We start from the raw sequence: 22,815 nt of genomic DNA, 5'->3' as shown, positions 1-22,815 counted from the left end.
CGCAGAAGTGCACCGTTTTTTTCGCCCTCCGTCACCTTCCTTCGCCCCCCTTCGCTCAGCCTTGAGCAAAGACGGCCTGCACCAGGCTTGCCTGCTGGGCGTAATGGCTGGCCTTGGAGGCGGTCGGCCCGGAGGCGGTATCCGGGCGATAGACCGCACGCAGGCGCACCGTCTCCGGCAAGGCGGCTTCGATGGCATCGCGCACGCACAGCCAGGCACCCTGGTTACGCTCTTCCTCCTGTACCCACACCACTTCCTGCAACTGCGGATAGCTGCGCAGGACCTCACCCAGTTGCGCCGTCGGGAAGGGATAGAGCTGCTCCACCGGCAGCAGCGCGGTCTCCTGGTCCTGCGCACTGGCGCGGGCGTCGGCCAGGTCATAGCGCACCTTGCCGCTGCACAACACGACACGCCGCACCGCGGACGCTTGCGGCCCCTCAGGGTCGCCCAGCAGCGGCTGGAAACCCTGCTCCAGCAAGTCCGATAGCGGCGAACTGGCACGCGGCTCCCCATGCAGCACCGACTTGGGCGTAAAGACCACCAGCGGCCGGTCCGCATGCAGGGCCTGATCGCGCAGAAGGTGGAACCACTGCGCCGAACTGGAGGGATAGGCCACCCGGATATTCTGACCCGCGCACAGCAGCAGCATGCGACTGAGATAGCCGGTGGAATGTTCCGGCCCCACGCCTTCGTAGCCATGCGGCAGCAGCATCGTCAACGCCGACGCATAGCCCCACTTGCCACGACCGGAGGTGATGTACTGGTCGATCATGATCTGGGCGCCGTTGACGAAGTCACCGAACTGGGCTTCCCAGATCGTCAGCGCATCCGGGCGCGCCTGCACGCTGAAGCCGTACTCGAAACCGACCACCGCTTCTTCGCTCAGGGGCGAATTGATCACTTCCAGGCTGGCGCGGGGTGCTGCGACTTCGCGCAGGGGCAGGAAGGATCGCTGCTGCGCCTGCGCCTCATCCACCGCATGCCACACGGCATGACGTTGCATGAAGGTGCCGCGCTGCACGTCCATGCCGGAAATGCGCACGCCGTGACCGGCACTGAGCAGGGAGGCATAGGCCATGTTCTCGGCAAAATTCCAGCTGCACGGGTGCTCGGGCGCGGCCACGCTGTGCTGCCATTGCGCGATCAGCTTGACGATGGCCGGATGTGGTTCGAATCCAGCCGGCAGGCGTGTCATCCGCTCCACCCATTGCCGCATCTGGTTCAGGCTGGGTGCTGCAGCTGCTTCGGAGGCCTTGTCCTGCGCGCGCTGCGGGGTGGAGCTTGCTGCTGCCACTCCGGCATGACCTGTGCGACTGCCCCTGAAGGCGGTCAGCGCCTGCTGGCTGCTGGTCGCCAGCAGGGCGGCTCCCGCATCCGAACCAGGCCATCCGGATTGCGCGTACAGCCGGGTCACCGAAGGATGCTTGTCGATGAAGCCATGCAGCAGCGGCTGGGTCACGGTAGCCGTGTCCTGCTCGGCGTGTCCCCAGCGGCGATAGCCGACCAGGTCGATGACCACATCGGCGTGGAACTGCATGCGGTAGTCGAAGGCGATGCGCGCCGCGCGCAACACCGCCTCCGGCTGGTCGGCATTGACGTGCAGCACCGGCGCGCCGACGATGCGGGCGATGTCGGTGCAGTAGCCATGGTTTTCCGGGTCCAGCGGGTTGGGTGTGGTAAAGCCGATCTGGTTGTTGACGATCACGTGAACCGTGCCGCCCACGTCATAGCCCGGATGCTGGGCCAGCTTGAGCGACTCCATCACCACGCCCTGGCCGCAGAAGGCGGCGTCGCCATGGATCACCACCGAGGCGGGCGGCGCTGCCTTGGGGTGACTGGCGCGGTAACCGCGGGCCATGCCCAGCAGGACCGGATAGGCGCTCTCCAGGTGCGAGGGGTTGTGCGCCAGGAACAGGCCGACCTGGCCCAGTGCGGTATGGCGCACGGCCTCGGCGCCCAGGTGGTAAGGCAGATCCACCGCGCTGGCGGCGGCCGGGGTGGTTTTGCTGGCATCGAAGTAGGCCACGATCTCGGCGGCCGGCATCTGCATCAGGTTCACCAGCAGGTTGAGGCGACCACGATGCGGCATGGCGAAGAACAGCTTGTCCAACTGGTAGAAGCTGCAACGCTCCACCAGGGTATCCATCAACAGGAGCAGGCTTTCGCAACCTTCCAGGGAAAAACGCTTGGCCTGCGGATAGTCTTGCTGCAGATAGTTTTCCCACTGTTCGGCCGCTGCCAGGCGGGCCAGGATGGCCGCGCGTTCCTGTGCCTGCGGCTCGGCGCCGGGGTCACGGGCAGCAAGACGCGCGAGCAGCCACTGACGGCGCGGCTCGTCGCGCACGCCGCTGCAGTCCAGTGCGAGCGGGCCGCAGAACAGCCGGCTCAGGTGATGGGTCAGCTCCTTGACATTGGTCAGGCCCAGGCCGTCGAGGAAGCGATGCTGTGCCAGCGCGATGTCCTCGTCCTCCAGCCCGTGCGTCTGCGGCAGGAGGGCCGCAATGTCGGGCACCGAGATCGTGCCCAGGGGATCGATATCGGCGATGCGATACCCCTCGTTGCGGTAGGCATCGATGAAGGACTGGATGCGGGCATGCGCCAGGGCCTGGCGCGCTGTGGAGGAAGTCTGCCCGAGTGAACTCGGAGAATGAAGTGGCATGGCGAACCTTTCTGGGCAAGTACACGGACATGTCGCATCACGCTCGACATCGAGCTCGAGATCATTTCGAAATCGAAATTGCGGACATGCCCTTGACGGAAAAGACGGTGATCACGTCCTCACCCGCAATGCCTGCGGATGGGACGCCTTGTTCTTGTCACGACCGGCCGTGAATGGCCGGCCGTGGTCTCCTCACGGCCCCTCTTACCACACTGCGTTCACACAAAAACGGGTAACCCTATCCGTCTACTAGCCCTGGATCAGGGACAGCTCGGGCTGGATGATCTTTTCGCGCACGCCACCGCGTGCCGCGCCGGCGTAGCCGGAATGGGCGATCAGTTCGCTCAGGCGGAAACGTCCCATCAGGGCCGACAGCTGCTCGGCCTGGGCCTGCAAGGCCTTGGAGGCGGCAGCGTTCTGCTCCACCAGGGCGGAGTTTTCCTGGGTCATCTGGTCCATCTGGCTGATGGCCTGGTTGATCTGCTCGATGCCTTCGCTCTGCTCCTTGCTGGAGGCGCTGATGTCGGTGATCAGATCGGTCGCGTGCTTGATGCTGGCAATGACTTCATCGATGGTGGCCACGGTCTGTTCGACGATGGTGCTGCCCGCCTTGACGTGACTGACCGAACCTTCGATCAGGGATTTGATTTCCTTGGCGGCCACGGCGCTACGCTGGGCCAGGCCGCGCACTTCGCTGGCCACCACGGCAAAGCCGCGACCGTGTTCGCCGGCGCGGGCTGCTTCGACTGCCGCATTCAGGGCCAGCAGGTTGGTCTGGAAGGCGATGCCGTCAATCACGGCGATGATGTCGGCGATCTTGCCGGAAGAAGTGCTGATGGCGCTCATGATGTTGACCACCTGCTCGACCGAAGCGCCGCCGCGCACGGCCACGTCCGAGGCCGAGACGGCGAGCTGGCTGGCTTGCAAGGCGTTGTCGGCATTCTGGCGCACTGCCGAGGTCAGCTGCTCCATGGCCGAGGCGGTTTCCTCCAGGGAGCTGGCCTGCTGTTCGGTACGATCCGACAGGCTCAGGTTGCCCTGTGCCAGTTCGCGTGCGGCCATGTCGATCGCCGAGGTACCGTTGCGCACGTTGGAGACGGTGTCATGCAGGTTATCGCTCATGTGCTGCAGCGCTTGCAGCAGGCGGCTGATCTCGTCCTTGCCCTTGGCCTGCAGGCGATAGGACAGGTCACCCTGTGCCACGGTCTCGGCCAGCATGACCGCGTGACGCACCGGGGCGGTGATGGAGCGCGTGATCAGCACCCCGATCACCGAGGCCAGTACCACGGCCACGGCCGACAGCACCAGCATCTGGATCACGGCCATCTGGCCGTCTTCGGCTGCCTGGCCGGCATCGACCACCATTTCCTTGGCCAGCGAATTGACCATCTTGTCGACCATGACGAAGTAGTCCAGCTGGAGCTTGGACATGTCGCCCTGGTACAGCGTGGTGGCGGCGGCGCGGTCCTCATTCTTCATCAGTTCGAAGAACTTGCGCACGGCCACGCCATAGGCTGCGCGGGCAGTGGTCTGCTCGGCGTAGAGGGCCTTGGTCTTGTCGGAATCGAGCATGCCTTCAAGCTGCTTGTAGGCCTCGGTGTTGGCCTTGCGCAGGCCGGCGTATTCGTCCATGTACTTGGTCGATGCTTCCGGTGTGGCGGCCAGCAGGATGTTGCTCAATACTGCGTTGGCCTTGTAGCCATTATTCTTGATCTGGTTGCTCAAGGCGATGAGCTGGTACTTCTCGTTGACGATGCTGTTGATTTCAGCGTTGTTGGAAGACTGGTTCCGGATCCCGACCGTGGCGGTCACCACGATCAGCAACAAGACCACTGCAAATGCTGCGCCCAAGCGGACGCCAATGTTGAAATTGGCGAGCTTCATCGCTACCCCCTCTTTATCCCATTAGATGCCAAACGTGCAGGCCATCGCAGGAAGACGATACGATTGGTCGTCACCCTGCTCCTGCTGTCACTGCACTACGCGCGAATCCGCTACTGCATCTCGATGGGTTCTTCTTACATCTTTGGGGAGCGGCTCAAGCCCTCTTCCTCGGCCTGTGTGACAGGCCGGGTTCCCTCAAAAACATTATTGCGCCCCGGCGTGTGCCGGTCTCCTGTTTTGAGAAACTGCAAATTCCGGCTTAGTGTAAGCATTTCCAGAGGGAAATAGTACGGAAAACTCAAATTTTTTCTAGCGTGTCGCGTAATCTTCCCAGTCGGCAACTGTGTCTTTTCCAAATAGGCGTAGGCATGCTAGAGATATGCTTCTTGGCTCTGCAATTTTTTCTGCGCAAAACAAAAACGCCCCGTTCTTGCGAACGAGGCGTTTTATCTGGCGGAGCGGACGGGGCTCTCCTACACGCGCGCAGGCCGCGGAATCGCTTGCAAGCGATTCCCTTCTCGCCCCGCCGGGAGCCGCGCAGGCGGCTCCCTCCACTCCGCAGGTTTTTGCTGCGCAAAAACAAAAACGCCCCGTTCTTGCGAACGAGGCGTTTTATCTGGCGGAGCGGACGGGGCTCGAACCCGCGACCCCCGGCGTGACAGGCCGGTATTCTAACCAACTGAACTACCGCTCCTAAACTGGTGCCGACTGCAAGATGCTGGTGGGCGCTGAGAGGCTCGAACTCCCGACCTAAGCCTTGTAAGGGCTCCGCTCTACCAACTGAGCTAAGCGCCCGGCAACCTTAACAGTCTCGTTGCTTGGTTACCGCTGCAACGAAAGAACATTATTTTATAGCATCTTTTAATGCTTTGCCAGCTTTAAATTTGGGAACCTTGGATGCCTTGATCTTGATGGCTGCACCGGTCTGGGGGTTGCGTCCAGTCCGGGCCGCGCGCTTGCCGACGGCGAAGGTGCCGAAACCCACCAGGGTCACGGTGCCGTTCTTTTTCAGCGTGGTCTTGACCGCCCCAATGAATGCGTCCACTGCACGTCCAGCCGCTGCCTTGGAAATATCCGCTGCACCGGCAATGTGTTCTATCAGTTCGCCTTTATTCACTTACGCCCCTCGAACAAGTATTTGATCTGTTTGAATTCAAACGACAACGCCCGGGCTCCGACATATCGCGACCGAGCCCCGCTGCCCGTCGATTGCCTTACGGAAAAATTCCGCAGCGGCTATTAAACAAGCCGCATCCCCAGGTGTCAAGCGGGTTTCCGGCAATGTCGCGATTTTCAGTGAGGATCTTTCCCTTCATCCCAGCAGGCGGGAAAGTGAATCATGCCGCGAACCGGCGTAAAAAAAAGCGCCCCGCAAGAGGCGCTTTTGACAAACCGCTGTGCAGTAGGCTACCTGCACAGCCAGTCCGACATGTCAGGCATTTCAGTGCTTGACGACCGGATCGGTCTTGTCTTCCTTGGCCGCGACCGCCGTGTCGACGATGGCCTCGTCTTCACTCAGCGGCACCGGCTGACGTTCCAGGGCGACTTCCAGCACCTTGTCGATCCAACGCACCGGGATGATCTCCAGCTTGTTCTTCACGTTGTCGGGAATCTCGGCCAGATCCTTCACGTTCTGCTCCGGAATCAGCACGGTCTTGATGCCACCACGGTGCGCAGCCAGCAGCTTTTCCTTCAGGCCGCCGATCGGCAACACTTCGCCGCGCAAGGTGATTTCACCGGTCATCGCCACGTCCGCACGCACCGGAATACCGCTGAAGATCGAGACCAGCGCGGTCGTCATCGCGATACCGGCGGACGGACCGTCCTTGGGCGTCGCACCTTCCGGTACGTGGATGTGGATGTCGCTCTTCTCGAACACTTCGCTCTTGATGCCCAGCTTGCGGGCACGGCTGCGAACCACAGTGCGAGCGGCTTCGATCGATTCCTTCATGACATCACCCAGCGTACCGGTGCGGATGATCTGGCCCTTGCCGGGCATGTTCACCGCCTCGATGGTCAGCAGGTCGCCACCCACTTCGGTCCAGGCCAGGCCGACCACCTGGCCGATCTGGTTTTCCTTCTCGGCGATGCCGAAGTCGAAGCGACGCACACCCAGGAACTTGTCCAGGTTACGCGAGGTGACGGTGACCTTCTTCTCCTGCTTCTTCAGCAGCAGCATCTTCACGACCTTGCGGCAGATCTTCGAGACTTCGCGTTCCAGCGAGCGCACACCCGCCTCACGGGTGTAGTAGCGGATGATGTCGCGGATGGCCGATTCGGCCACGCTGATCTCGCCTTCCTTCAGGCCGTTGTTCTTGATCTGCTTGGGCAGCAGGTAACGCTGCGCAATGCTGGTCTTTTCATCTTCGGTGTAACCGGACAGGCGAATCACTTCCATCCGGTCCAGCAGTGCCGGCGGGATGTTGAAGGAGTTCGAGGTCGCCACGAACATCACATCCGACAGGTCGAAGTCGACTTCGATGTAATGGTCGGAGAAGGTGTGGTTCTGTTCCGGATCCAGCACTTCCAGCAAGGCCGACGACGGATCGCCACGGAAATCCATGCCCAGCTTGTCGATCTCGTCGAGCAGGAACAACGGATTGCGCACGCCGACCTTGGACAGGCTCTGCAGGATCTTGCCCGGCATGGAACCGATGTAGGTACGACGGTGACCACGGATCTCGGCTTCGTCACGCACACCACCCAGCGCCATGCGCACGAACTTGCGATTCGTGGCGCGGGCAATGGACTGGCCCAGCGAGGTCTTGCCAACGCCCGGGGGACCGACGAAGCACAGGATCGGCGCCTTCAGCTTGTCCACGCGCTGCTGGACGGCGAGATATTCCAGGATGCGTTCCTTGACCTTCTCCAGACCATAGTGGTCGCCTTCCAGCACCTTCTCGGCATTGGTCAGATCGTTGTTGACCTTGGACTTCTTCTTCCAGGGCAGCGCGACCAGGGTGTCGATGTAGTTGCGCACCACGGTGGCCTCGGCCGACATGGGCGACATCAGCTTGAGCTTCTTCAGCTCGGACTGCGCCTTTTCCAGGGCTTCCTTGGGCATCTTGGCAGCCAGGATCTTCTTTTCTAGCTCTTCCAGATCGGCACCGTCTTCGCCTTCGCCCAGTTCCTTCTGGATGGCCTTGACCTGTTCGTTCAGGTAGTACTCGCGCTGCGACTTTTCCATCTGGCGCTTGACGCGGCCACGGATGCGCTTTTCCACCTGCAGGATGTCCAGTTCGCCTTCCAGCTGGCCGAGCAGATGCTCGTAGCGCTTGGCGACGTTGAAGATCTCCAGGATGACCTGCTTCTGCTCCAGCTTCAGCGGGAGGTGCGCGGCAATGGTGTCGGCCAGGCGACCGGCATCATCGATGCCCGACAGCGAGGTCAGGATTTCCGGCGGGATCTTCTTGTTCAGCTTCACGTACTGGTCGAACTGCTGCACGATGGTACGGCGCATGGCTTCGACTTCCGCCTCGTCGCCCTGCTCGGATTCCACCGGGGTCAGGTCGGCGACGAAATGGGTTTCCAGTTCGCTGATGTGATGGATGCGTGCACGCTGAGCGCCTTCGACCAACACCTTCACGGTGCCATCGGGCAGCTTCAGCATCTGCAGGATATTGGCCACACAACCGATTTCATAGATGTCTTCGGCCGAAGGTTCATCCTTGGCGGCAGCCTTCTGGGCCGCCAGCATGATGCTCTTGCCTTGCTCCATGGCCGCTTCCAGCGCCTTGATCGACTTCGGGCGGCCGACGAAGAGCGGGATCACCATATGCGGGAAGACAACCACATCCCGTAAGGGCAACAGCGGCAATTGCGATTGTTCTGTGAGTATAGGAGTCGTCATGGCGGGCCTTATCAATAAGTACTGTGAATGATGTTGGCACGAGTGACCAAAACACAAGTCCGGCAGACTAAATATTCGCCGGTTGCGCGTTGTCATGATCGCAACAAAATAAAAAAGCCACACACGAAGCTAGCTCCGGGTGGCTTTTCGATGGAAGCCAGTGTATGTGCGCCGGTTTATTTTACCGTGTTTGCGGTGACCGGACTTCGGGGTGGCTTCTTGCTACGGTGTGGCCAGCCCCAAAGACCTCCGGGACCGCACCACACTTTACTGCTCAGACCTGTTGCAGCCCGGGCGATCAGCCGCCCGAGACCTTTGGCTGGTCGTGGTAGATCAACAGCGGCTTGGCACCATTGGTGATGGTGTTTTCATCCACCACGACCTTGGCCACGTTCTGCTCGCTGGGCAATTCATACATGACATCCAGCAGGGCGTGTTCCAGGATGGAGCGCAGACCACGGGCGCCGGTCTTGCGTGCCAGGGCTTTCTTGGCGATGGCATGCATGGCGGCCGGACGGATTTCCAGCTCCGCGCCTTCCATCTGCAACAGCTTGGCGTATTGCTTGATCAGCGCGTTCTTGGGCTCGACCAGGATCTGGATCAGCGCTTCCTCGTCCAGCTCGTTGAGCGTGGCAATCACAGGCAGACGACCGACCAGTTCCGGAATCAGACCGAACTTGACCAGGTCTTCCGGCTCGGCGTTCAGGAGCACTTCGGAATTGCTCTTCTGGGTCTGGCTCTTCACGCTGGCCGAGAAGCCGATGCCGCTCTTCTCGGAGCGATCCGAGATGATCTTGGCAAGACCGTCGAAGGCGCCACCGCAGATGAACATGATGTTGGTCGTGTCGATCTGCACGAAGTCCTGGTTCGGATGCTTGCGGCCACCTTGCGGCGGCACCGAAGCCATGGTGCCTTCGATCAGTTTCAGCAGCGCCTGCTGCACGCCTTCGCCGGACACGTCGCGGGTGATCGACGGGTTGTCCGACTTGCGGGAAATCTTGTCGATCTCGTCGATGTAGACGATGCCCTTCTGGGCTTTCTCGACTTCGTAATTGCAGTTCTGAAGCAGCTTCTGGATGATGTTCTCGACGTCCTCGCCGACGTAGCCGGCTTCAGTCAGCGTGGTCGCATCAGCGATCACGAAGGGGACATTGAGCATGCGTGCCAGGGTCTGCGCCAGCAAGGTCTTGCCGGAGCCCGTGGGGCCGACCAGCAGGATGTTGCTCTTGGCCAGCTCGACATCATCCTTCTTGCCGAGGTGCTTCAGGCGCTTGTAGTGGTTGTACACCGCCACCGACAGGATGCGCTTGGCAGTAGCCTGTCCGATCACATACTGGTCCAGCAGGTCGGTGATTTCCTGTGGCGTGGGCAGATCCGACTTGGCGCCGGCTACGCTTTCCACGCTGGCAGCTTCATCACGGATGATGTCGTTGCACAGGTCGATGCATTCGTCGCAGATGAAGACCGAAGGACCCGCGATGAGCTTCTTGACTTCATGCTGGCTCTTGCCGCAGAAGGAGCAGTAAAGCAGTTTTTCGCCGCTGGAGGATTTTTTCTCAGACATAGAGCTACTAGGATAGAAGTTACGACCCGATCATACCCGCGAAATCCGGATTCGTCACGGCTTGGTCATTTAAGCTGCCCCTTATTGCTTCACAGGACTGCCGTATGACCGTTATATGTCAGCGAGAGTGCCATTTATCAAGCAAACAGAAGCAGAAAACCCGCTCTGTGCCAAATTCGTCAAAATTTGATAAAAAAAATGCCCGAACATATTCCGTTCGGGCATTTTTCGCGGCCTTGCACTGAAGCAAGAAGATGCAGATCAAGCGCGCTCGGTCAGCACCTTATCGATCAGGCCATATTCCACGGCGGCGTCAGCCGACATGAAGTTGTCGCGATCGGTGTCCTTGCTGATCTGTTCGACGCTACGGCCGGTCTTGTCAGCGAGGATGCTGTTGAGGCGCTCGCGCAGGTACAGGATTTCACGTGCCTGGATCTCGATATCCGATGCCTGGCCCTGGGCGCCGCCCAGAGGCTGGTGGATCATGATGCGAGAGTTCGGCAGCGAGAAACGCTTGCCCTTGGCGCCAGCGGCCAGCAGGAAAGCGCCCATGGAGGCAGCCAGACCCGTGCACAAGGTCGACACCTGCGGCTTGATGAACTGCATGGTGTCGAAGATCGCCATGCCGGCCGAAACCGAACCGCCAGGCGAGTTGATGTACAGGGAAATGTCCTTGTCCGGGTTTTCGCTTTCCAGGAACAGCAGCTGGGCCACGATCAGGTTGGCCATCGCATCATTGACCGGTCCGACCAGGAAAATGATGCGTTCCTTCAGCAGGCGCGAATAGATGTCGTAGGCACGTTCCCCACGACCGCTCTGTTCGATCACCATCGGCACCATGCCGAGCATTTGCGTATCCAATGCAGATTGCTTCATCAGACCTGTCATGTATGCATCCTTAAGCGTAAGAGTTTTCTGATACTACTAGAGAAAACCGGATTACGCTTGCGCCTGATTACCCATCAGTTCGTCGAACGAAACCGGCTTTTCCGAGACCTTGGCTTTGCCGAGAACGTAGTTGACGACGTTTTCTTCCAAAACAAGGGCTTCGACTTCAGCCAGGCGACGACGATCGGAGAAGTAGTACTTCAGCACTTGCTGCGGATCTTCGTAGCTCTGGGCGAAGTCTTCGATCTGGGCCTTGACCTGTTCTTCGGTGGCTTCCAGCTTGTTCTGCTTGACCACTTCAGCCAGGATCAGACCCAGGCGCACGCGACGCTCGGCCTGGGCAGTGAACAGTTCCTTGGGCAGTTGCATGACCTTCGGGTCCATGCCGCGCTGGGCCATGTCCTGACGTGCCATTTCGGACAGACGCTCGACGTCCTGGTCGATCAGGGCGGTCGGCACGTCCAGTTCGGAAGCCTTGATCAGGGCGTTCATCACGCTGTCCTTGGTCTTGGCCTTGGTGCGGGCAGTGACTTCGCGCTCCAGGTTCTTCTTGATGTCTTCGCGCATCTTGGTCAGATCGCCGTCTTCGATACCCAGGGATTGGGCGAAGACTGCATCGACTTCAGGCATGTGCGCCCATTCGATCTGCTTGACGGTGATGGTGAACTCGGCGGTCTTGCCGGCCACGTCCTTGCCGTGATAGTCCTCGGGGAAAGCCAGCGGGAAGGTCTTGGATTCGCCGACCTTCAGGCCGATGGTCGCAGCTTCGAATTCCGGCAGCATGCGGCCTTCGCCCAAGACGAACGGGAAGGCATCGGCCTTGCCGCCCTGGAATTCCACGCCGTCGATCTTGCCGACGAAGTCCACGGTCACGCGGTCGCCGTTCTGGGCCGACTGGTCGGCACCACCGTCGCCGTGCGCGCCTTGCTCGCCCTTGACGTGGTAGTGCACGCGCTGCTTGCGCAGGATGTCGATGGTCTTGTCGATTTCGGCGTCGGAGACCGCAGCGGTGGTCTTCTCGACTTCAGCGCCGGTCAGGTCGCCCAGGGTGACTTCCGGATAGACTTCAAAAGTGGCGTCGAAGGCCAGCTTGCCTTCGCCGGCTTCTTCGCTGGTCTTGGGTTCGATACGGGGGAAACCGGCCACGCGCAGGTTGTTCTCGACGGCGGCGTCGTTGAATGCGCGGCCAACCTTGTCGTTCAGGACTTCGGTTTCGACCTGGTAGCCGAACTGGGCGGCAACCATCTTCATCGGCACTTTACCCGGACGGAAACCCGGCGCCTTGGCGGTACGGGCGCGCACCTTCAGGCGCTTTTCCACTTCAGCCTGAACATCGGCCAGCGGGAAAGACAGGGTCATACGACGTTCGAGTTTGCTCAGGGTTTCGACTGCAGTTGCCATTTAAATCGTCCAAATGTTAAGAATTCCGTAAGCCGGAGCATTCCTGCTGTGTCCCAATCGAATGACTGCAGACGACAAGCGCCCTGCCCGGCCGCGCTAAAGCTCGCTATTTTATACGCAAAAAGCGCCGATAGTCCAAAAATGGGCTTGCCACCCTGCAAACAGGAGAAAAACCGGGCCACAGCCCGTCCGACCAGCCTGCAGGCGGGCTACGATGCAGCCGACCATACCGGCTCGCGCTGCCGCTGCGCCCATCTATAAAGAATTTAGCGAATTATTTCTGTTTCAGTGGAATCGGAGTGGACGGCGACACCGGCACGGCCGTCACGGCGTTCATCGGACTGCCATCGATGAGCTTGTCGGAATAGGTCAGATAGACCAGCGTATTGCGCTTGGCATCCACCACCCGCACCACGTGCAGACGCTTGAAGAGGATGGACATGCGCTCGCTGAAGACGTCCTCCTGTACCGGCAGCTTGTCCTGGAACTGCACGCTGGGCGCCACCTGGCGGCAGGCGATGGAGGCCTCGGACTTGTCTTCCGCCAGTCCCACCGTTCCCTTCACGCCACCGGTGCGGGCGCGTGAGACATAGCAGGTTACGCCGACCACCTTCGGGTCGTCATAGGCCTCGATAACCACGCGGTCATTCTTGCCCAGCCAGCGGAAAGCCGTGCTGACATCGGCCAGCTCTTCCGCCGAAGCCGGCGGAGCAACAGCAACAGCGAGAAGAGCCGCGGAAAAGGCCACCCCAGCCCGCAGGCATACTTGAAGATTCATATGAAATGATGAAAAGCTGAATAAGTTAAGGGAAGGTTCTGCAAATAGACCGTCAACGCCGAGCATTGTTCAGCTCCGCCGCTCCGCGACACAGCTTTGCATCGTCTTTGCCATGCAGACGCCGGCCTTGCCTCATTCCCCGATCTTCTGAAAGCGCGGCACCTGCTTGCCCTCCACCTCCACCATCTCGAAGAACACCTCGCGCGGGCGCAGCCACAAGCGCCCATCTGCCGCACGATAAATGATCATGGGCGTCAGATCAGCTTCCAGAATGGCCTCATCGACATATTCGTAAATGCCGCCCTTGTAATGACGATAGCGTGTCATGCAACTCCCGGTCCGTGATAAGCCAGCCGGCATGGTACTACCGATGGATTCGCAGCAGAAAATGTCCGCGCAGAAAAACGCAGACAGCTGCAACGGCTTGCAGTACAATGGCGCGCTTTGACAAAATGCTACCTGCATCGGTAGCGGCAAATCTGCGGCAAACCTGCTTCCAGACTGCTATCGCGCCGATGCCCGACACCTTCAGCGAGGATGGCGAAATTGGTAGACGCACCAGGTTTAGGTCCTGACGCCAGCAATGGTGTGGGGGTTCGAGTCCCCCTCCTCGCACCAGAATCACGCAGCGCCACCATCGGCCCGACACGACAGGATCACCATCCCGTCGGGCAGGCCGATCGTGTCCCCAACACCCCCGCAAGCAGATAGCACAGCCCTGCTGCCACATCACTTCACCGCACTGTTTCCCCCATCCGCAAACAGCGCCGCGCCCGTCACGAAACTGGACATCGGACTGACCAGAAACAGTGCCGCTGCAGCGATCTCTTCCGGTTGCGCGATCCGCTTCATCGCATGCAGGCCGGCAGCCCACTGCTTCTGCTCCGGGCTGCCGCCCATGTCGGTATCGACGCCACCAGGCAGCAAGGCATTGGCCCGTATCCCCTGCACCGCATAGTCGGCAGCAATGCCCTTGACCAGCCCCATCAGTCCGGCCTTTGCCGCGCCATAGGCCGCCATGCCGGCAATGCCTGCACTGGTCCCCACAAAGCTGGAGGTGAACACGATGGCGCCCCCACCACGCGCCAGCATGGCCGGGATCTGGCTGCGCGCGCCGAGATAGGCAGCGGTGAGATTGGCATGCAGGGTATGTTGCCACTCATCCGGGGTGATCTCCGCAAGCGGCTTGAGCGCTCCCAGTGCCCCAGCATTGTTGACGGCGATGTCCAGCCCGCCGAACTCCTTCATGGCAAGCTCCACGCACTGCTGGTGGGTTGCGGGCTGCCCGACGTCTCCTGCCAGCACGCCTGCCTTGCCGCCACTACTGCTGATGGTGGCCGCAAGCTGCTCCAGGCCTTCCCGGTTCCTCGCATTCAGGATCACCGACGCGCCCTGCGCGGCCAATAGCAAGGCAGTCGCCCTGCCGATCCCGGCTGACGCCCCAGTGACGAGCGCGACCTTTCCTTCCAGTAGAGCCATGGTGTTTCTCCTTCTGTTGTCATCGGACACCGCACTCTATGGGGCTTGCCGCTCGGCGCCACTCGATTTCTTGCTATCGAAATCGACCGGCCGACCGCCCGACCGGCGAAGCCACATCCCCCCATAGCTGCTACAATCCGCGCCTTTGCAGGGCGCACGTCCGTTTGAGACCGCCCACCGTCCAGCCCCAACCTCCGAGGATCTCCCATGCCCACCCAGGAAGAATTCGACGCACTCAAGCAAAGCCACAATGCGCTGCTGAACAAGTTCATCGAGAACAACACCGCCGACCAGATCCTGTTCTCCACTCTCTTCACGGCCGCAGCCGTGCTGTCCAAGGATGGCAAGCAGTTCACCGAAGGTGCCATGGGCATCGCCCGCTCGCTGGCCGCGCAACTCAATGCCGGTGGCACCATGCCCAAGGCCCTGCTGGAGACCGTGGAAACCCGCATCGCCACCATCGAGGCGCTGCTCAAGGACAAGTTCGACTGAGCCCCCCCACACACTCTCAGCACGCCCGCTCCCCTCATGGCCGTCGACCATTACGAGAACTTCCCCGTGGCCTCGCTGCTGCTGCCGGCGCACCTGCGCCCGGCGGTGGGGGCAATCTATGCCTTCGCCCGCAGCGCCGACGATATCGCCGATGAAGGCGACGCCGAACCGGCGCAGCGGCTGGCGGCCCTGCAGGCCTACGAAGCACAACTGGACCTGATCGCCGCCGGCAGCCGCTGCACCAAGCCGATCTTCCAGCGCCTGCAGCAGACCGTCGCCGACCATGCGCTGCCGCTGCAGCCGTTCCGTGACCTGCTCTCGGCCTTCCGCCAGGATGTGGTGACCACCCGCTACGCCCGCTACGAGGACTTGCTGGATTACTGCCGCCGCTCCGCCAATCCGGTGGGCACGCTGATGCTTCACCTCTACGGCGCAGCAACTGAAGAGAACCTGCGCGATTCGGACGCCATCTGCAGCGCCCTGCAATTGATCAATTTCTGGCAAGACGTCGCCATCGATTGGGAAAAGGAGCGCATCTACCTCCCCCTGGAAGACCTGGCGCGCTTCGGCGTGAGCCCGCAGGACATCGCCGACGGCTGTAGCGCACCACGCTGGCAGCAACTCATGCAGTTCGAGATCATGCGCGCACGCGACCTGATGCTGTCCGGCGCACCGCTGGCGCGCCGACTGCCGGGGCGCATCGGACTGGAACTGCGCATGGTGGTGCAAGGCGGCCTGCGCATCCTGGAGCGCATCGAACGCGTGCAGGGGGATGTCTTCAGGCAGCGCCCCAGGCTGGGCAAGCGCGACTGGCTGATCGTCGGCTGGCGCGGGCTGACCAGATAGCTGCGGCCGGACATGAAAAAGCCCCACGGCGCGGGGCTTGTGGGGCTCGGCATCCACACCCGTAGAGGGTATGCAACAACGACGATCGATTCAGACCAGCAGCGCTGCCGTCAAGGTACGGATCTGCTCTTCCGAATCATCCAGCATCTCGCGCAGCGATTGATCGCCGATGTAGTCATCCACCAGGTTCTCGCCGCCGATGCCGGCTTCGGCCACGGCCGCGCGCTGCAGGGGTGAGGGCACCGGCGAGAGCTCCTTGGCCAACAGCAGCACGTCGCCGATGGTCTGCGGCGGCAGCACCCGCACGCCATGCCACAGCGATTCGATGGCATCCACCACCGGCTGCGGCACGCCCAGCTTCTTGAGCACGGCGCGGCCGATCATCTTTTCGCCGTATTCCATCCAGTCCTCGGTACCACCGTCGAGCAGGCCCGGGTAATCATCGGTCCGCGACAACAGGTAGAAGCCCCCGACCTCGTGCACGATGCCGGCAAACATCGCCGTCTCCGGGTCAGCCTTGGTCAGCTTGGAGGTCAGCACATAGGCCGTGGCGGCCACATGGGCGCAGTGCTCCCACAGCTGCGCGGACTTGATGCGCATGCCCGGGTTATTGATGGTACGGCCCAGCTGGCGCACGATCACCGAGGTGGTGATGGTATTGAGGGTACGGAACCCCAGGCGCATCACCGCCGCCCGCACGTTGTTGATTTCCCCGCCGGAACGGTTGTAGGCCGCCGAATTGGCGATGGCCACCGTCCGCGCCGACACCAGCGGCTCGGCCATCACCAGCTTGGCCGCCAGCTCCAGGTGACAATCGGGGTCGGCCAGGGCCTTCTGCAGCTTGATCGACGCGCTGACGTTGGCCGGGAACACCAGCTCCCCCCGTCCGGCCTGCGAGGCGATATTACGAAAGATTTCCAGTCTGTCCATGATGTCTCCAGCCTCCTGTACGTCGTCCAGTCCCGCTCGGGGTGACTTTTGCTGCGCCGCAGCTGTCCTGCCGTTGCGGCGGGCAGTGCTTCCTGTCCATTATCGGCAAAATTCATCCGGATTTGATGTTATGTGAATTTATTTTCCGGATGACATCGGCTTGAGCTTAAAGGACAACGTCAGGCGCCGCAATACATGCCCAATGTACATGCCCAATGAGCAAAGCCCGATTTGCCCTGCCGGGCGCACTCGGCTAGCATAGCGCCTTTGCCGCAACCGGCCTCAATGGCGCGTTTGCGGCCCGCATCAACCGCAGCCACGCATCCATGTCTCCAGACGAATACTGCCAGCAGAAGGCCGCCGCCAGCGGTTCCAGTTTCTATTACAGCTTCCTGTTCCTGCCGCCGCAACGCCGGCTGGCGATCACGGCGCTGTATGCCTTTTGCCGCGAAGTCGACGATACCGTCGATGAAATCGAAGATCCCATGGTGGCGCGCACCAAGCTGATGTGGTGGCGCAAGGAAATCGCCGCCATGCTGGAAGGCCAGCCCACCCACCCGGTGACCAAGGCCCTGCATCCCCACGTGGCCACCTACCAGCTCAAGGGCGAACACCTGCAGGCCATCATCGATGGCATGGAAATGGACCTCGACCAGAGCCGCTACCTCGACTATCCCGGCCTGCAGCGCTATTGCTGGCACGTGGCCGGTGTGGTGGGTGTGCTCTCGGCCAGCATCTTCGGCCACACCCAGCCCGGCACCCTGCTCTTCGCCGAAAAACTGGGGCTGGCCTTCCAGCTCACCAATATCATCCGCGACGTCGGCGAGGATGGCCGCAAGGGCCGCATCTACCTGCCGGTCAACGAACTGCAGCAATTCAACGTCACCGCCGCCGACATCCTCAACGCCCGCCACAGTGAGCGTTTCGAGGCGCTCATGAAATTCCAGGTGGAACGTGCCCAGGCGGTCTACGACGAAGCCTTCGCCCTGCTGCCCAAAGAAGACCGGCGCGCCCAGCGCCCCGGCCTGATGATGGCCGCCATCTACCGCACCCTGCTCGACGAGATCACCCGCGATGGCTATCACGTGCTCAACCAGCGCATCTCGCTCACCCCCATCCGCAAGCTGTGGCTGGCCTGGAAGACCTATGTCTTCGGCTGATCGCCGCACTACGACGGCATGAGCGACGCCCCGCGCCACTACGCCGTGATCGGTGCCGGCTGGGCCGGTTGCGCCGCCGCCGTGGCGCTGGCCGGCGGCGGGCACCGGGTCAGCCTGTTCGAAGCTGCCCGCACCCTGGGTGGCCGGGCGCGCCGCCTCGAACTCGATGGCCGGACCCTGGATAACGGCCAGCACATCCTGCTGGGCGCCTACCGCGCCACCCTGGCCCTGATGAAGCAGGTCGGCGTCGATCCGGCCACGGCGCTGCTGCGCCTCCCCCTGCAGATGCGCTACCCGCTGGCCAACCAGGCCGACGGCATGGACTTCGTCGCACCACGCCTGCCCGCGCCCTGGCATGTGGCCGTGGCCCTGCTGCGCGCCAAGGGACTGGCGCGCGAGGACAAGATGGCCTTGGCCCGCTTTTCCACCACGGCACGCTGGATGGGCTGGCAATTGCACGAGGATTGCAGCGTGGCCGACCTCCTGCAGCGCTTCGACCAGACTGACCGCGTCACCCGCCTGATGTGGCGCCCGCTGTGCATCGCCGCCCTGAATACGCCCCCCGAACGGGCTTCGGCGCAGGTATTCCTGAACGTGCTGCGCGATAGCCTGGGCGCACGCCGGGCCGCTTCCGACATGCTGATCCCGCGCCGGGACCTGGGCGCCCTGCTGCCCGATGCCACCGAAGCCTACCTGGCCCGCCACGGTGGGCTGGTGCGACCGGGCGTGGCGGTCACGCACCTGCTGACGGGCAGCGAGCCAGGCAGCTGGCGCCTGGAAGACCGCCTGGGCGAAAGCCTGGGCGAATTCTCCGGCGTGGTACTGGCCACCGGCCCCGAGGCTGCCGCACAACTGCTGGAGGGCCTGCACGATACCCACCTGCTGCAAGCCCTGGAGCACGAACCCATCACCACCTGCTATCTGCAGTATGGCGAGCAGGTGCGCCTGCCGGCGCCCTTCCTGGCCTTGCTGGACGCGCCGGAGCGCCAGGCCTGGGGTCAGTTCGTCTTCGACCGTGGGCAACTGGGCGGCGACCCGGGCCTGCTGGCCGTGGTGGTCAGTGCCGCCGGGCAGGCCATCGCCGACGGTCATGCCACCCTGACGGCGGGCATCACCCGCCAATTGGCGCAAGACTTCGGCCAGCCGGCCCTGGCCACGCCCCAATGGAGCAAGGTCATCACCGAAAAGCGCGCCACCTTCGCCTGTACCCCCGGACTGCAACGGCCCGACAACACCGCCATGCCAGCCGGACTGGCGCTGGCCGGCGACTACGTGGCCGGCGACTATCCCGCCACGCTGGAAGGCGCGGTGCGTAGCGGCGGTGCAGCGGCCCGGCTGCTGGCGGGCTAGACCGCCCGCAGCGGCTGGCCGTCCCTAAAATTTTCATGGATGACGGCAAAGGGATTCACCCCATCCATGCCGGCGATGCACTACGATAGCGGTCCATCTGCATTACGCATCAGCAGTCCCGATTCCGGTTCGTGTCTGCACCACCATCGCCCGGCGGCGCCAAGCCGCGTTGAATAAATTACGGAGAAAACAATATGCCGGTCATGACCTGTATCGAAGACTTCCGCCTGCTGGCCAAGAAACGTGTCCCCAAGGCCTTCTACGACTACGCCGACAGCGGCTCCTATACCGAGAGCACCTATCGCGCCAACACCAAGGACCTGGCCTCGCTCAAGCTGCGCCAGCGCGTGGCCATCAATGTCGACGAACGCAGCACCCGCACCACCATGATCAGCCACGATGTCAGCATGCCCGTGGCCATCGCCCCCACCGGCCTGACCGGCATGCAGTGGGCCAATGGCGAGATGCTGGGCGCGATCGCGGCCGAGAAGTTCGGCATCCCCTTCACCCTGTCCACCATGAGCATCTGCTCCATCGAGGACGTCGCCAGCGTCACCACCAAGCCGTTCTGGTTCCAGCTCTACGTGATGCGCGACCGTGGCTTCGTGAAATCGCTGATCGATCGCGCCAAGGCTGCCAAGTGCTCGGCACTGGTGCTCACGCTGGACCTGCAGATCCTCGGCCAGCGCCACAAGGACCTCAAGAACGGCATGTCAGTCCCGCCCAAGCTGACCCTGGAAACCCTGCTCGACCTGGCCAGCAAGCCCGGCTGGGCGCTGCGTGCGCTGGGCGGCCGCAAGACCTTCGGCAACCTGGCCGGCCACATCAAGGGCGGTGAAGGCGCCGGCGGCGTGCAGACCCTCTCCAAGTGGACCGCCAGCCAGTTCGACCCCACCCTGAACTGGGACGACGTGGCCTGGATCAAGGAGCAATGGGGCGGCAAGCTGATTCTCAAGGGCATCCTCGACGTGGAAGATGCCAGGCTGGCCGTGCAGACCGGGGCCGACGCCATCGTCGTCTCCAACCACGGTGGCCGCCAGCTGGATGGCGCGATGTCCTCCATCGAAGCCCTGCCGGCCATCGCCGAAGCCGTGGGTGACCAGATCGAAGTCTGGTTCGACGGCGGCATCCGTTCCGGTCAGGACGTGCTCAAGGCGGTGGCCCTGGGCGCGCGCGGCACCATGATCGGCCGTGCCTTCCTCTACAGCCTGGGCGCCATGGGTGGCGACGGCGTCTCGCAGATGCTGGAAATCATGCGCAAGGAGCTCGATGTCAGCATGGCCCTCACCGGCACCAAGGACATCAAGGATGTCGGCCCGCAGATCCTGATCCGCTAAAGCCCCCATCCCATAAAGAAAACGTCCCGGCCCACCGCAAGGTGGCCGGGACGTTTTTTTTACTCTGCGGGATCAGCCTGCTGCTACTGGCGCGGCTTTTCGTTCAGGGCATCGATCACGCCCTCCTGGCCGTAGCGCCGGGCCAGGTCCATGGCGGTGAGACCATCCTTGTTCTTCAGCGTCAGGTCAGCGCCATTGTCACGCAGCACCTCGACTGCCGCTACCCGTCCGCGCATGGCGGCGAGCATCACCGGCGTCATCTTGTCGTCGGGCGATTCGGCATCCACGTAGGCCGAGGCATCCAACAAGAGCTTGACGATCTCCGAGCTGCCGTTGATGGCCGCATAGTGCAATGCCGTCCAACCCGGACGATTGACTTCCACCTCGCGCGAAAGCAACAGCTTGACCACCGGTATGTTGCCGTAGAAGGAGGCCAGCATCAGCGGCGTGTCGCCATTGGTGGCCTGGGCCTCCAGGTTGACGTCCGGTGCATTGACCAGCACCTCGAAGGCCTTCATCGAGTCTTCGCGGATGGACAGCATCAGGCCGGTGTAGCCGCGCTTGGGCTCGATCAGGTTGGGGCCCATGCCACGCTGCATCAGTTGCTTGAGGAAGTACACGTTATCCATGCGGATGGCCTGGAAGTATTCTTCATAGGCACCCGCCCGGGCCGCGCCCGGCAACAACAGCGAGGTGTAGAGCACGATGCGGCCCAGCCCGCGCCAGCGGGAACGCAGCTTTTCCAGCAAGGTCATGGTGTGATTCCGAACAGCTTGAAGAAATTATCAGAGGTCTGGCGTGCCACCTCGGCCACCGGGATGCCGCGCAGGTCGGCGATGAATTCGCCGACGTGGCGTACATAGCCGGGCTCATTGGTCTTGCCGCGAAACGGCACCGGTGCCAGGTAGGGCGAATCGGTCTCGATGAGCATGCGTTCCAGCGGAATGGTGCGCGCTACCTGTTGCAGGTCCTTGGCGGACTTGAAGGTGACGATGCCCGAAAACGAGATATAGAAACCCAGTTCGATGGCCGCATCGGCCACTTCCTGCGATTCCGTGAAGCAATGCATGACGCCCGCCGCACCACCGGCCGCCGGGCTGGCGCCTTCTTCGCGCAGGATGCGGATGGTGTCCTCGGACGCCGAACGGGTATGGATGATCAGGGGCTTGCCCGTGGCGCGCGAGGCGCGGATATGGGTGCGGAAGCGCTCGCGCTGCCATTCCAGGTCACCCTGCAGGCGGTAGTAATCCAGCCCGGTCTCGCCGATGGCGACGATGCGCGGATGGTCGGCCAGCGCCACCAGCTGCTCCACCGAGGGCTCCGGCGTGTCTTCGTAGTCCGGATGCACGCCCACCGAGGCGTAGACGTTGGGATACTGCTCGGCCAGGGCCAATACCTGCGGAAAATCAGGCAGATCGACCGACACGCACAGGGCGTGGCTTACCTCGTTTTCGGCCATCTTGCCGAAGATCTCCGGCAAGCGCGCCGCCAGGTCGGGAAAATTGATGTGGCAATGGGAATCGATATACATGGCCGCTATTGTAAAGCGATGCCGACAGCATGTCGCCCCTGAGCGCGCGCCGCTTACCTTTGGTTACAGCCGCGCCGGCATGCCCGGCGCCCGCCCTCAGCGCGCCACCGGCCGCTTGGCCAGCTTGCGCTGCAGGGTGCGGCGGTGCATGTTCAGCGCCCGCGCGGTGGAAGAGACATTGCCCTCATGCTCGGCCAGCACACGCTGGATGTGTTCCCACTCCAGTCTTTCCAGCGACAGCGGCGACGCCTCTTCCATCGGCGGCACCGGTTCGTCGGTGCGCTCGCCGCCACTGGCATGGTTCAGCGCCGAGAGGATGGAATCGACGTTGGCCGGCTTGGCCAGGTAGTTGTCGGCGCCCGACTTGATCGCCTGCACCGTGGTGGCGATGCTGGCGTAGCCAGTCAACACCAGCAGGCGGGCCTCCGGCAAGGCCTGACGCAGCGGCGACACCCACTGCAGGCCGGAATCCTTTTCCAGCTGCAGGTCGATGGTGGCGTAGTCGAAGCGTTCACGACGCGCCGCTTCCAGCGCCTCCTCGCCACTGTGCGCCACGGTCGGGCGGAAACCCCGACGCGCCAGCGACCTGGCCAGGGTACTGGCAAAGACATCGTTATCGTCGAGAATCAGAAAAGCTGCACTCATCAAAAAGCCTGCAATATAAGA

Annotated in this window: 19 protein-coding genes and 3 tRNA genes; 6 read left to right on the top strand and 16 right to left on the bottom strand. The window is 62.2% G+C overall.

Features of this window, described 5'->3' with window-relative positions; translation table 11 throughout:
• Positions 1-55 precede the first annotated feature (55 nt).
• The 11 genes from HBH1_RS17810 to HBH1_RS17760 form a co-directional block, all read right to left on the bottom strand.
• Positions 56-2,659, bottom strand: a complete 2,604-nt coding sequence (locus HBH1_RS17810; protein WP_102663819.1) for a 2-oxoglutarate dehydrogenase E1 component — start codon at positions 2,657-2,659, stop codon at positions 56-58.
• Positions 2,660-2,908: 249 nt separating this feature from the next.
• Positions 2,909-4,543, bottom strand: a complete 1,635-nt coding sequence (locus HBH1_RS17805) for a methyl-accepting chemotaxis protein (RefSeq protein ID WP_102663818.1) — start codon at positions 4,541-4,543, stop codon at positions 2,909-2,911.
• Between the two features lie 617 nt (positions 4,544-5,160).
• A tRNA-Asp gene (locus HBH1_RS17800) sits at positions 5,161-5,237 on the bottom strand.
• 25 nt (positions 5,238-5,262) lie between these two features.
• Positions 5,263-5,338, bottom strand: a tRNA-Val gene (locus HBH1_RS17795).
• 49 nt (positions 5,339-5,387) lie between these two features.
• Positions 5,388-5,660: an HU family DNA-binding protein gene (locus HBH1_RS17790; RefSeq protein WP_102663817.1), complete on the bottom strand. Its 273-nt coding sequence runs from the start codon at positions 5,658-5,660 to the stop codon at positions 5,388-5,390.
• Positions 5,661-5,984: 324 nt separating this feature from the next.
• A complete protein-coding gene (gene lon, locus HBH1_RS17785; protein WP_039875666.1) occupies positions 5,985-8,393 on the bottom strand; it encodes an endopeptidase La in 2,409 nt (802 codons plus the stop codon).
• Positions 8,394-8,691: 298 nt separating this feature from the next.
• Complete coding sequence (gene clpX, locus HBH1_RS17780) at positions 8,692-9,957, bottom strand: ATP-dependent Clp protease ATP-binding subunit ClpX (RefSeq protein ID WP_006463921.1); 1,266 nt, start codon at positions 9,955-9,957, stop codon at positions 8,692-8,694.
• A 261-nt stretch (positions 9,958-10,218) separates the two neighbouring features.
• Positions 10,219-10,845: an ATP-dependent Clp endopeptidase proteolytic subunit ClpP gene (clpP, locus tag HBH1_RS17775; RefSeq protein WP_006463922.1), complete on the bottom strand. Its 627-nt coding sequence runs from the start codon at positions 10,843-10,845 to the stop codon at positions 10,219-10,221.
• 51 nt (positions 10,846-10,896) lie between these two features.
• On the bottom strand, positions 10,897-12,246 hold the full coding sequence (tig, locus tag HBH1_RS17770; RefSeq protein ID WP_102663816.1) for a trigger factor: 1,350 nt from the start codon (positions 12,244-12,246) through the stop codon (positions 10,897-10,899).
• Positions 12,247-12,520: 274 nt separating this feature from the next.
• On the bottom strand, positions 12,521-13,024 hold the full coding sequence (locus HBH1_RS17765; protein ID WP_102663815.1) for a CreA family protein: 504 nt from the start codon (positions 13,022-13,024) through the stop codon (positions 12,521-12,523).
• A 132-nt stretch (positions 13,025-13,156) separates the two neighbouring features.
• The gene (locus tag HBH1_RS17760) at positions 13,157-13,351 is read right to left on the bottom strand and encodes a DUF1653 domain-containing protein (protein WP_102663814.1); all 195 of its coding nucleotides are present in this window, start codon (positions 13,349-13,351) and stop codon (positions 13,157-13,159) included.
• Positions 13,352-13,555: 204 nt separating this feature from the next.
• On the opposite strand from HBH1_RS17760, the gene HBH1_RS17755 reads away from it, so the two are divergent.
• Positions 13,556-13,642, top strand: a tRNA-Leu gene (locus HBH1_RS17755).
• Positions 13,643-13,753: 111 nt separating this feature from the next.
• On the opposite strand, the gene HBH1_RS17750 is transcribed toward HBH1_RS17755, so the two are convergent.
• Positions 13,754-14,503, bottom strand: a complete 750-nt coding sequence (locus HBH1_RS17750; protein ID WP_077235385.1) for an SDR family oxidoreductase — start codon at positions 14,501-14,503, stop codon at positions 13,754-13,756.
• A 207-nt stretch (positions 14,504-14,710) separates the two neighbouring features.
• Between HBH1_RS17750 and HBH1_RS17745 the strand changes: the two genes are divergently transcribed.
• On the top strand, positions 14,711-14,995 hold the full coding sequence (locus tag HBH1_RS17745; protein ID WP_006463927.1) for a hypothetical protein: 285 nt from the start codon (positions 14,711-14,713) through the stop codon (positions 14,993-14,995).
• Between the two features lie 36 nt (positions 14,996-15,031).
• Positions 15,032-15,841 carry a squalene synthase HpnC gene (hpnC, locus tag HBH1_RS17740; protein ID WP_102663813.1) on the top strand — a complete coding sequence of 270 codons (810 nt, stop codon included), beginning with the start codon at positions 15,032-15,034 and terminating at the stop codon, positions 15,839-15,841.
• A 90-nt stretch (positions 15,842-15,931) separates the two neighbouring features.
• Here the strand turns inward: hpnC and HBH1_RS17735 are convergent, their stop codons facing one another.
• Positions 15,932-16,771, bottom strand: a complete 840-nt coding sequence (locus HBH1_RS17735) for an HDOD domain-containing protein (protein WP_077236870.1) — start codon at positions 16,769-16,771, stop codon at positions 15,932-15,934.
• A gap of 326 nt (positions 16,772-17,097) precedes the next feature.
• Between HBH1_RS17735 and hpnD the strand changes: the two genes are divergently transcribed.
• From hpnD to HBH1_RS17720, 3 genes are all read left to right on the top strand, one after another.
• Positions 17,098-17,931, top strand: coding sequence for a presqualene diphosphate synthase HpnD (gene hpnD / locus HBH1_RS17730; RefSeq protein WP_077236869.1), 834 nt, complete (start codon positions 17,098-17,100; stop codon positions 17,929-17,931).
• 18 nt (positions 17,932-17,949) lie between these two features.
• Positions 17,950-19,281 (top strand): hydroxysqualene dehydroxylase HpnE, encoded by a 1,332-nt coding sequence (hpnE, locus tag HBH1_RS17725; RefSeq protein WP_102663812.1) that lies wholly within the window; start codon positions 17,950-17,952, stop codon positions 19,279-19,281.
• A 194-nt stretch (positions 19,282-19,475) separates the two neighbouring features.
• Positions 19,476-20,618, top strand: coding sequence for an alpha-hydroxy acid oxidase (locus HBH1_RS17720; RefSeq protein WP_102663811.1), 1,143 nt, complete (start codon positions 19,476-19,478; stop codon positions 20,616-20,618).
• A gap of 83 nt (positions 20,619-20,701) precedes the next feature.
• Here HBH1_RS17720 and HBH1_RS17715 read toward each other — a convergent pair whose 3' ends face one another.
• From HBH1_RS17715 to HBH1_RS17705, 3 genes are all read right to left on the bottom strand, one after another.
• Positions 20,702-21,373, bottom strand: coding sequence for an ankyrin repeat domain-containing protein (locus HBH1_RS17715; protein WP_006712964.1), 672 nt, complete (start codon positions 21,371-21,373; stop codon positions 20,702-20,704).
• Positions 21,370-22,149, bottom strand: a complete 780-nt coding sequence (locus HBH1_RS17710; protein ID WP_102663810.1) for a TatD family hydrolase — start codon at positions 22,147-22,149, stop codon at positions 21,370-21,372. The genes HBH1_RS17715 and HBH1_RS17710 overlap by 4 nt, the downstream gene beginning before the upstream one ends.
• A gap of 96 nt (positions 22,150-22,245) precedes the next feature.
• Positions 22,246-22,794: a response regulator transcription factor gene (locus HBH1_RS17705; RefSeq protein WP_006712968.1), complete on the bottom strand. Its 549-nt coding sequence runs from the start codon at positions 22,792-22,794 to the stop codon at positions 22,246-22,248.
• Between the last annotated feature and the right edge of the window lie 21 nt (positions 22,795-22,815).

It is taken from the genome of Herbaspirillum sp. BH-1 (genome assembly GCF_002870055.1).
Lineage (GTDB): Bacteria > Pseudomonadota > Gammaproteobacteria > Burkholderiales > Burkholderiaceae_D > Herbaspirillum > Herbaspirillum frisingense.
Note: the sequence above shows the minus strand (reverse complement) of the source record. Positions and strands in the feature narration are given on the sequence as shown.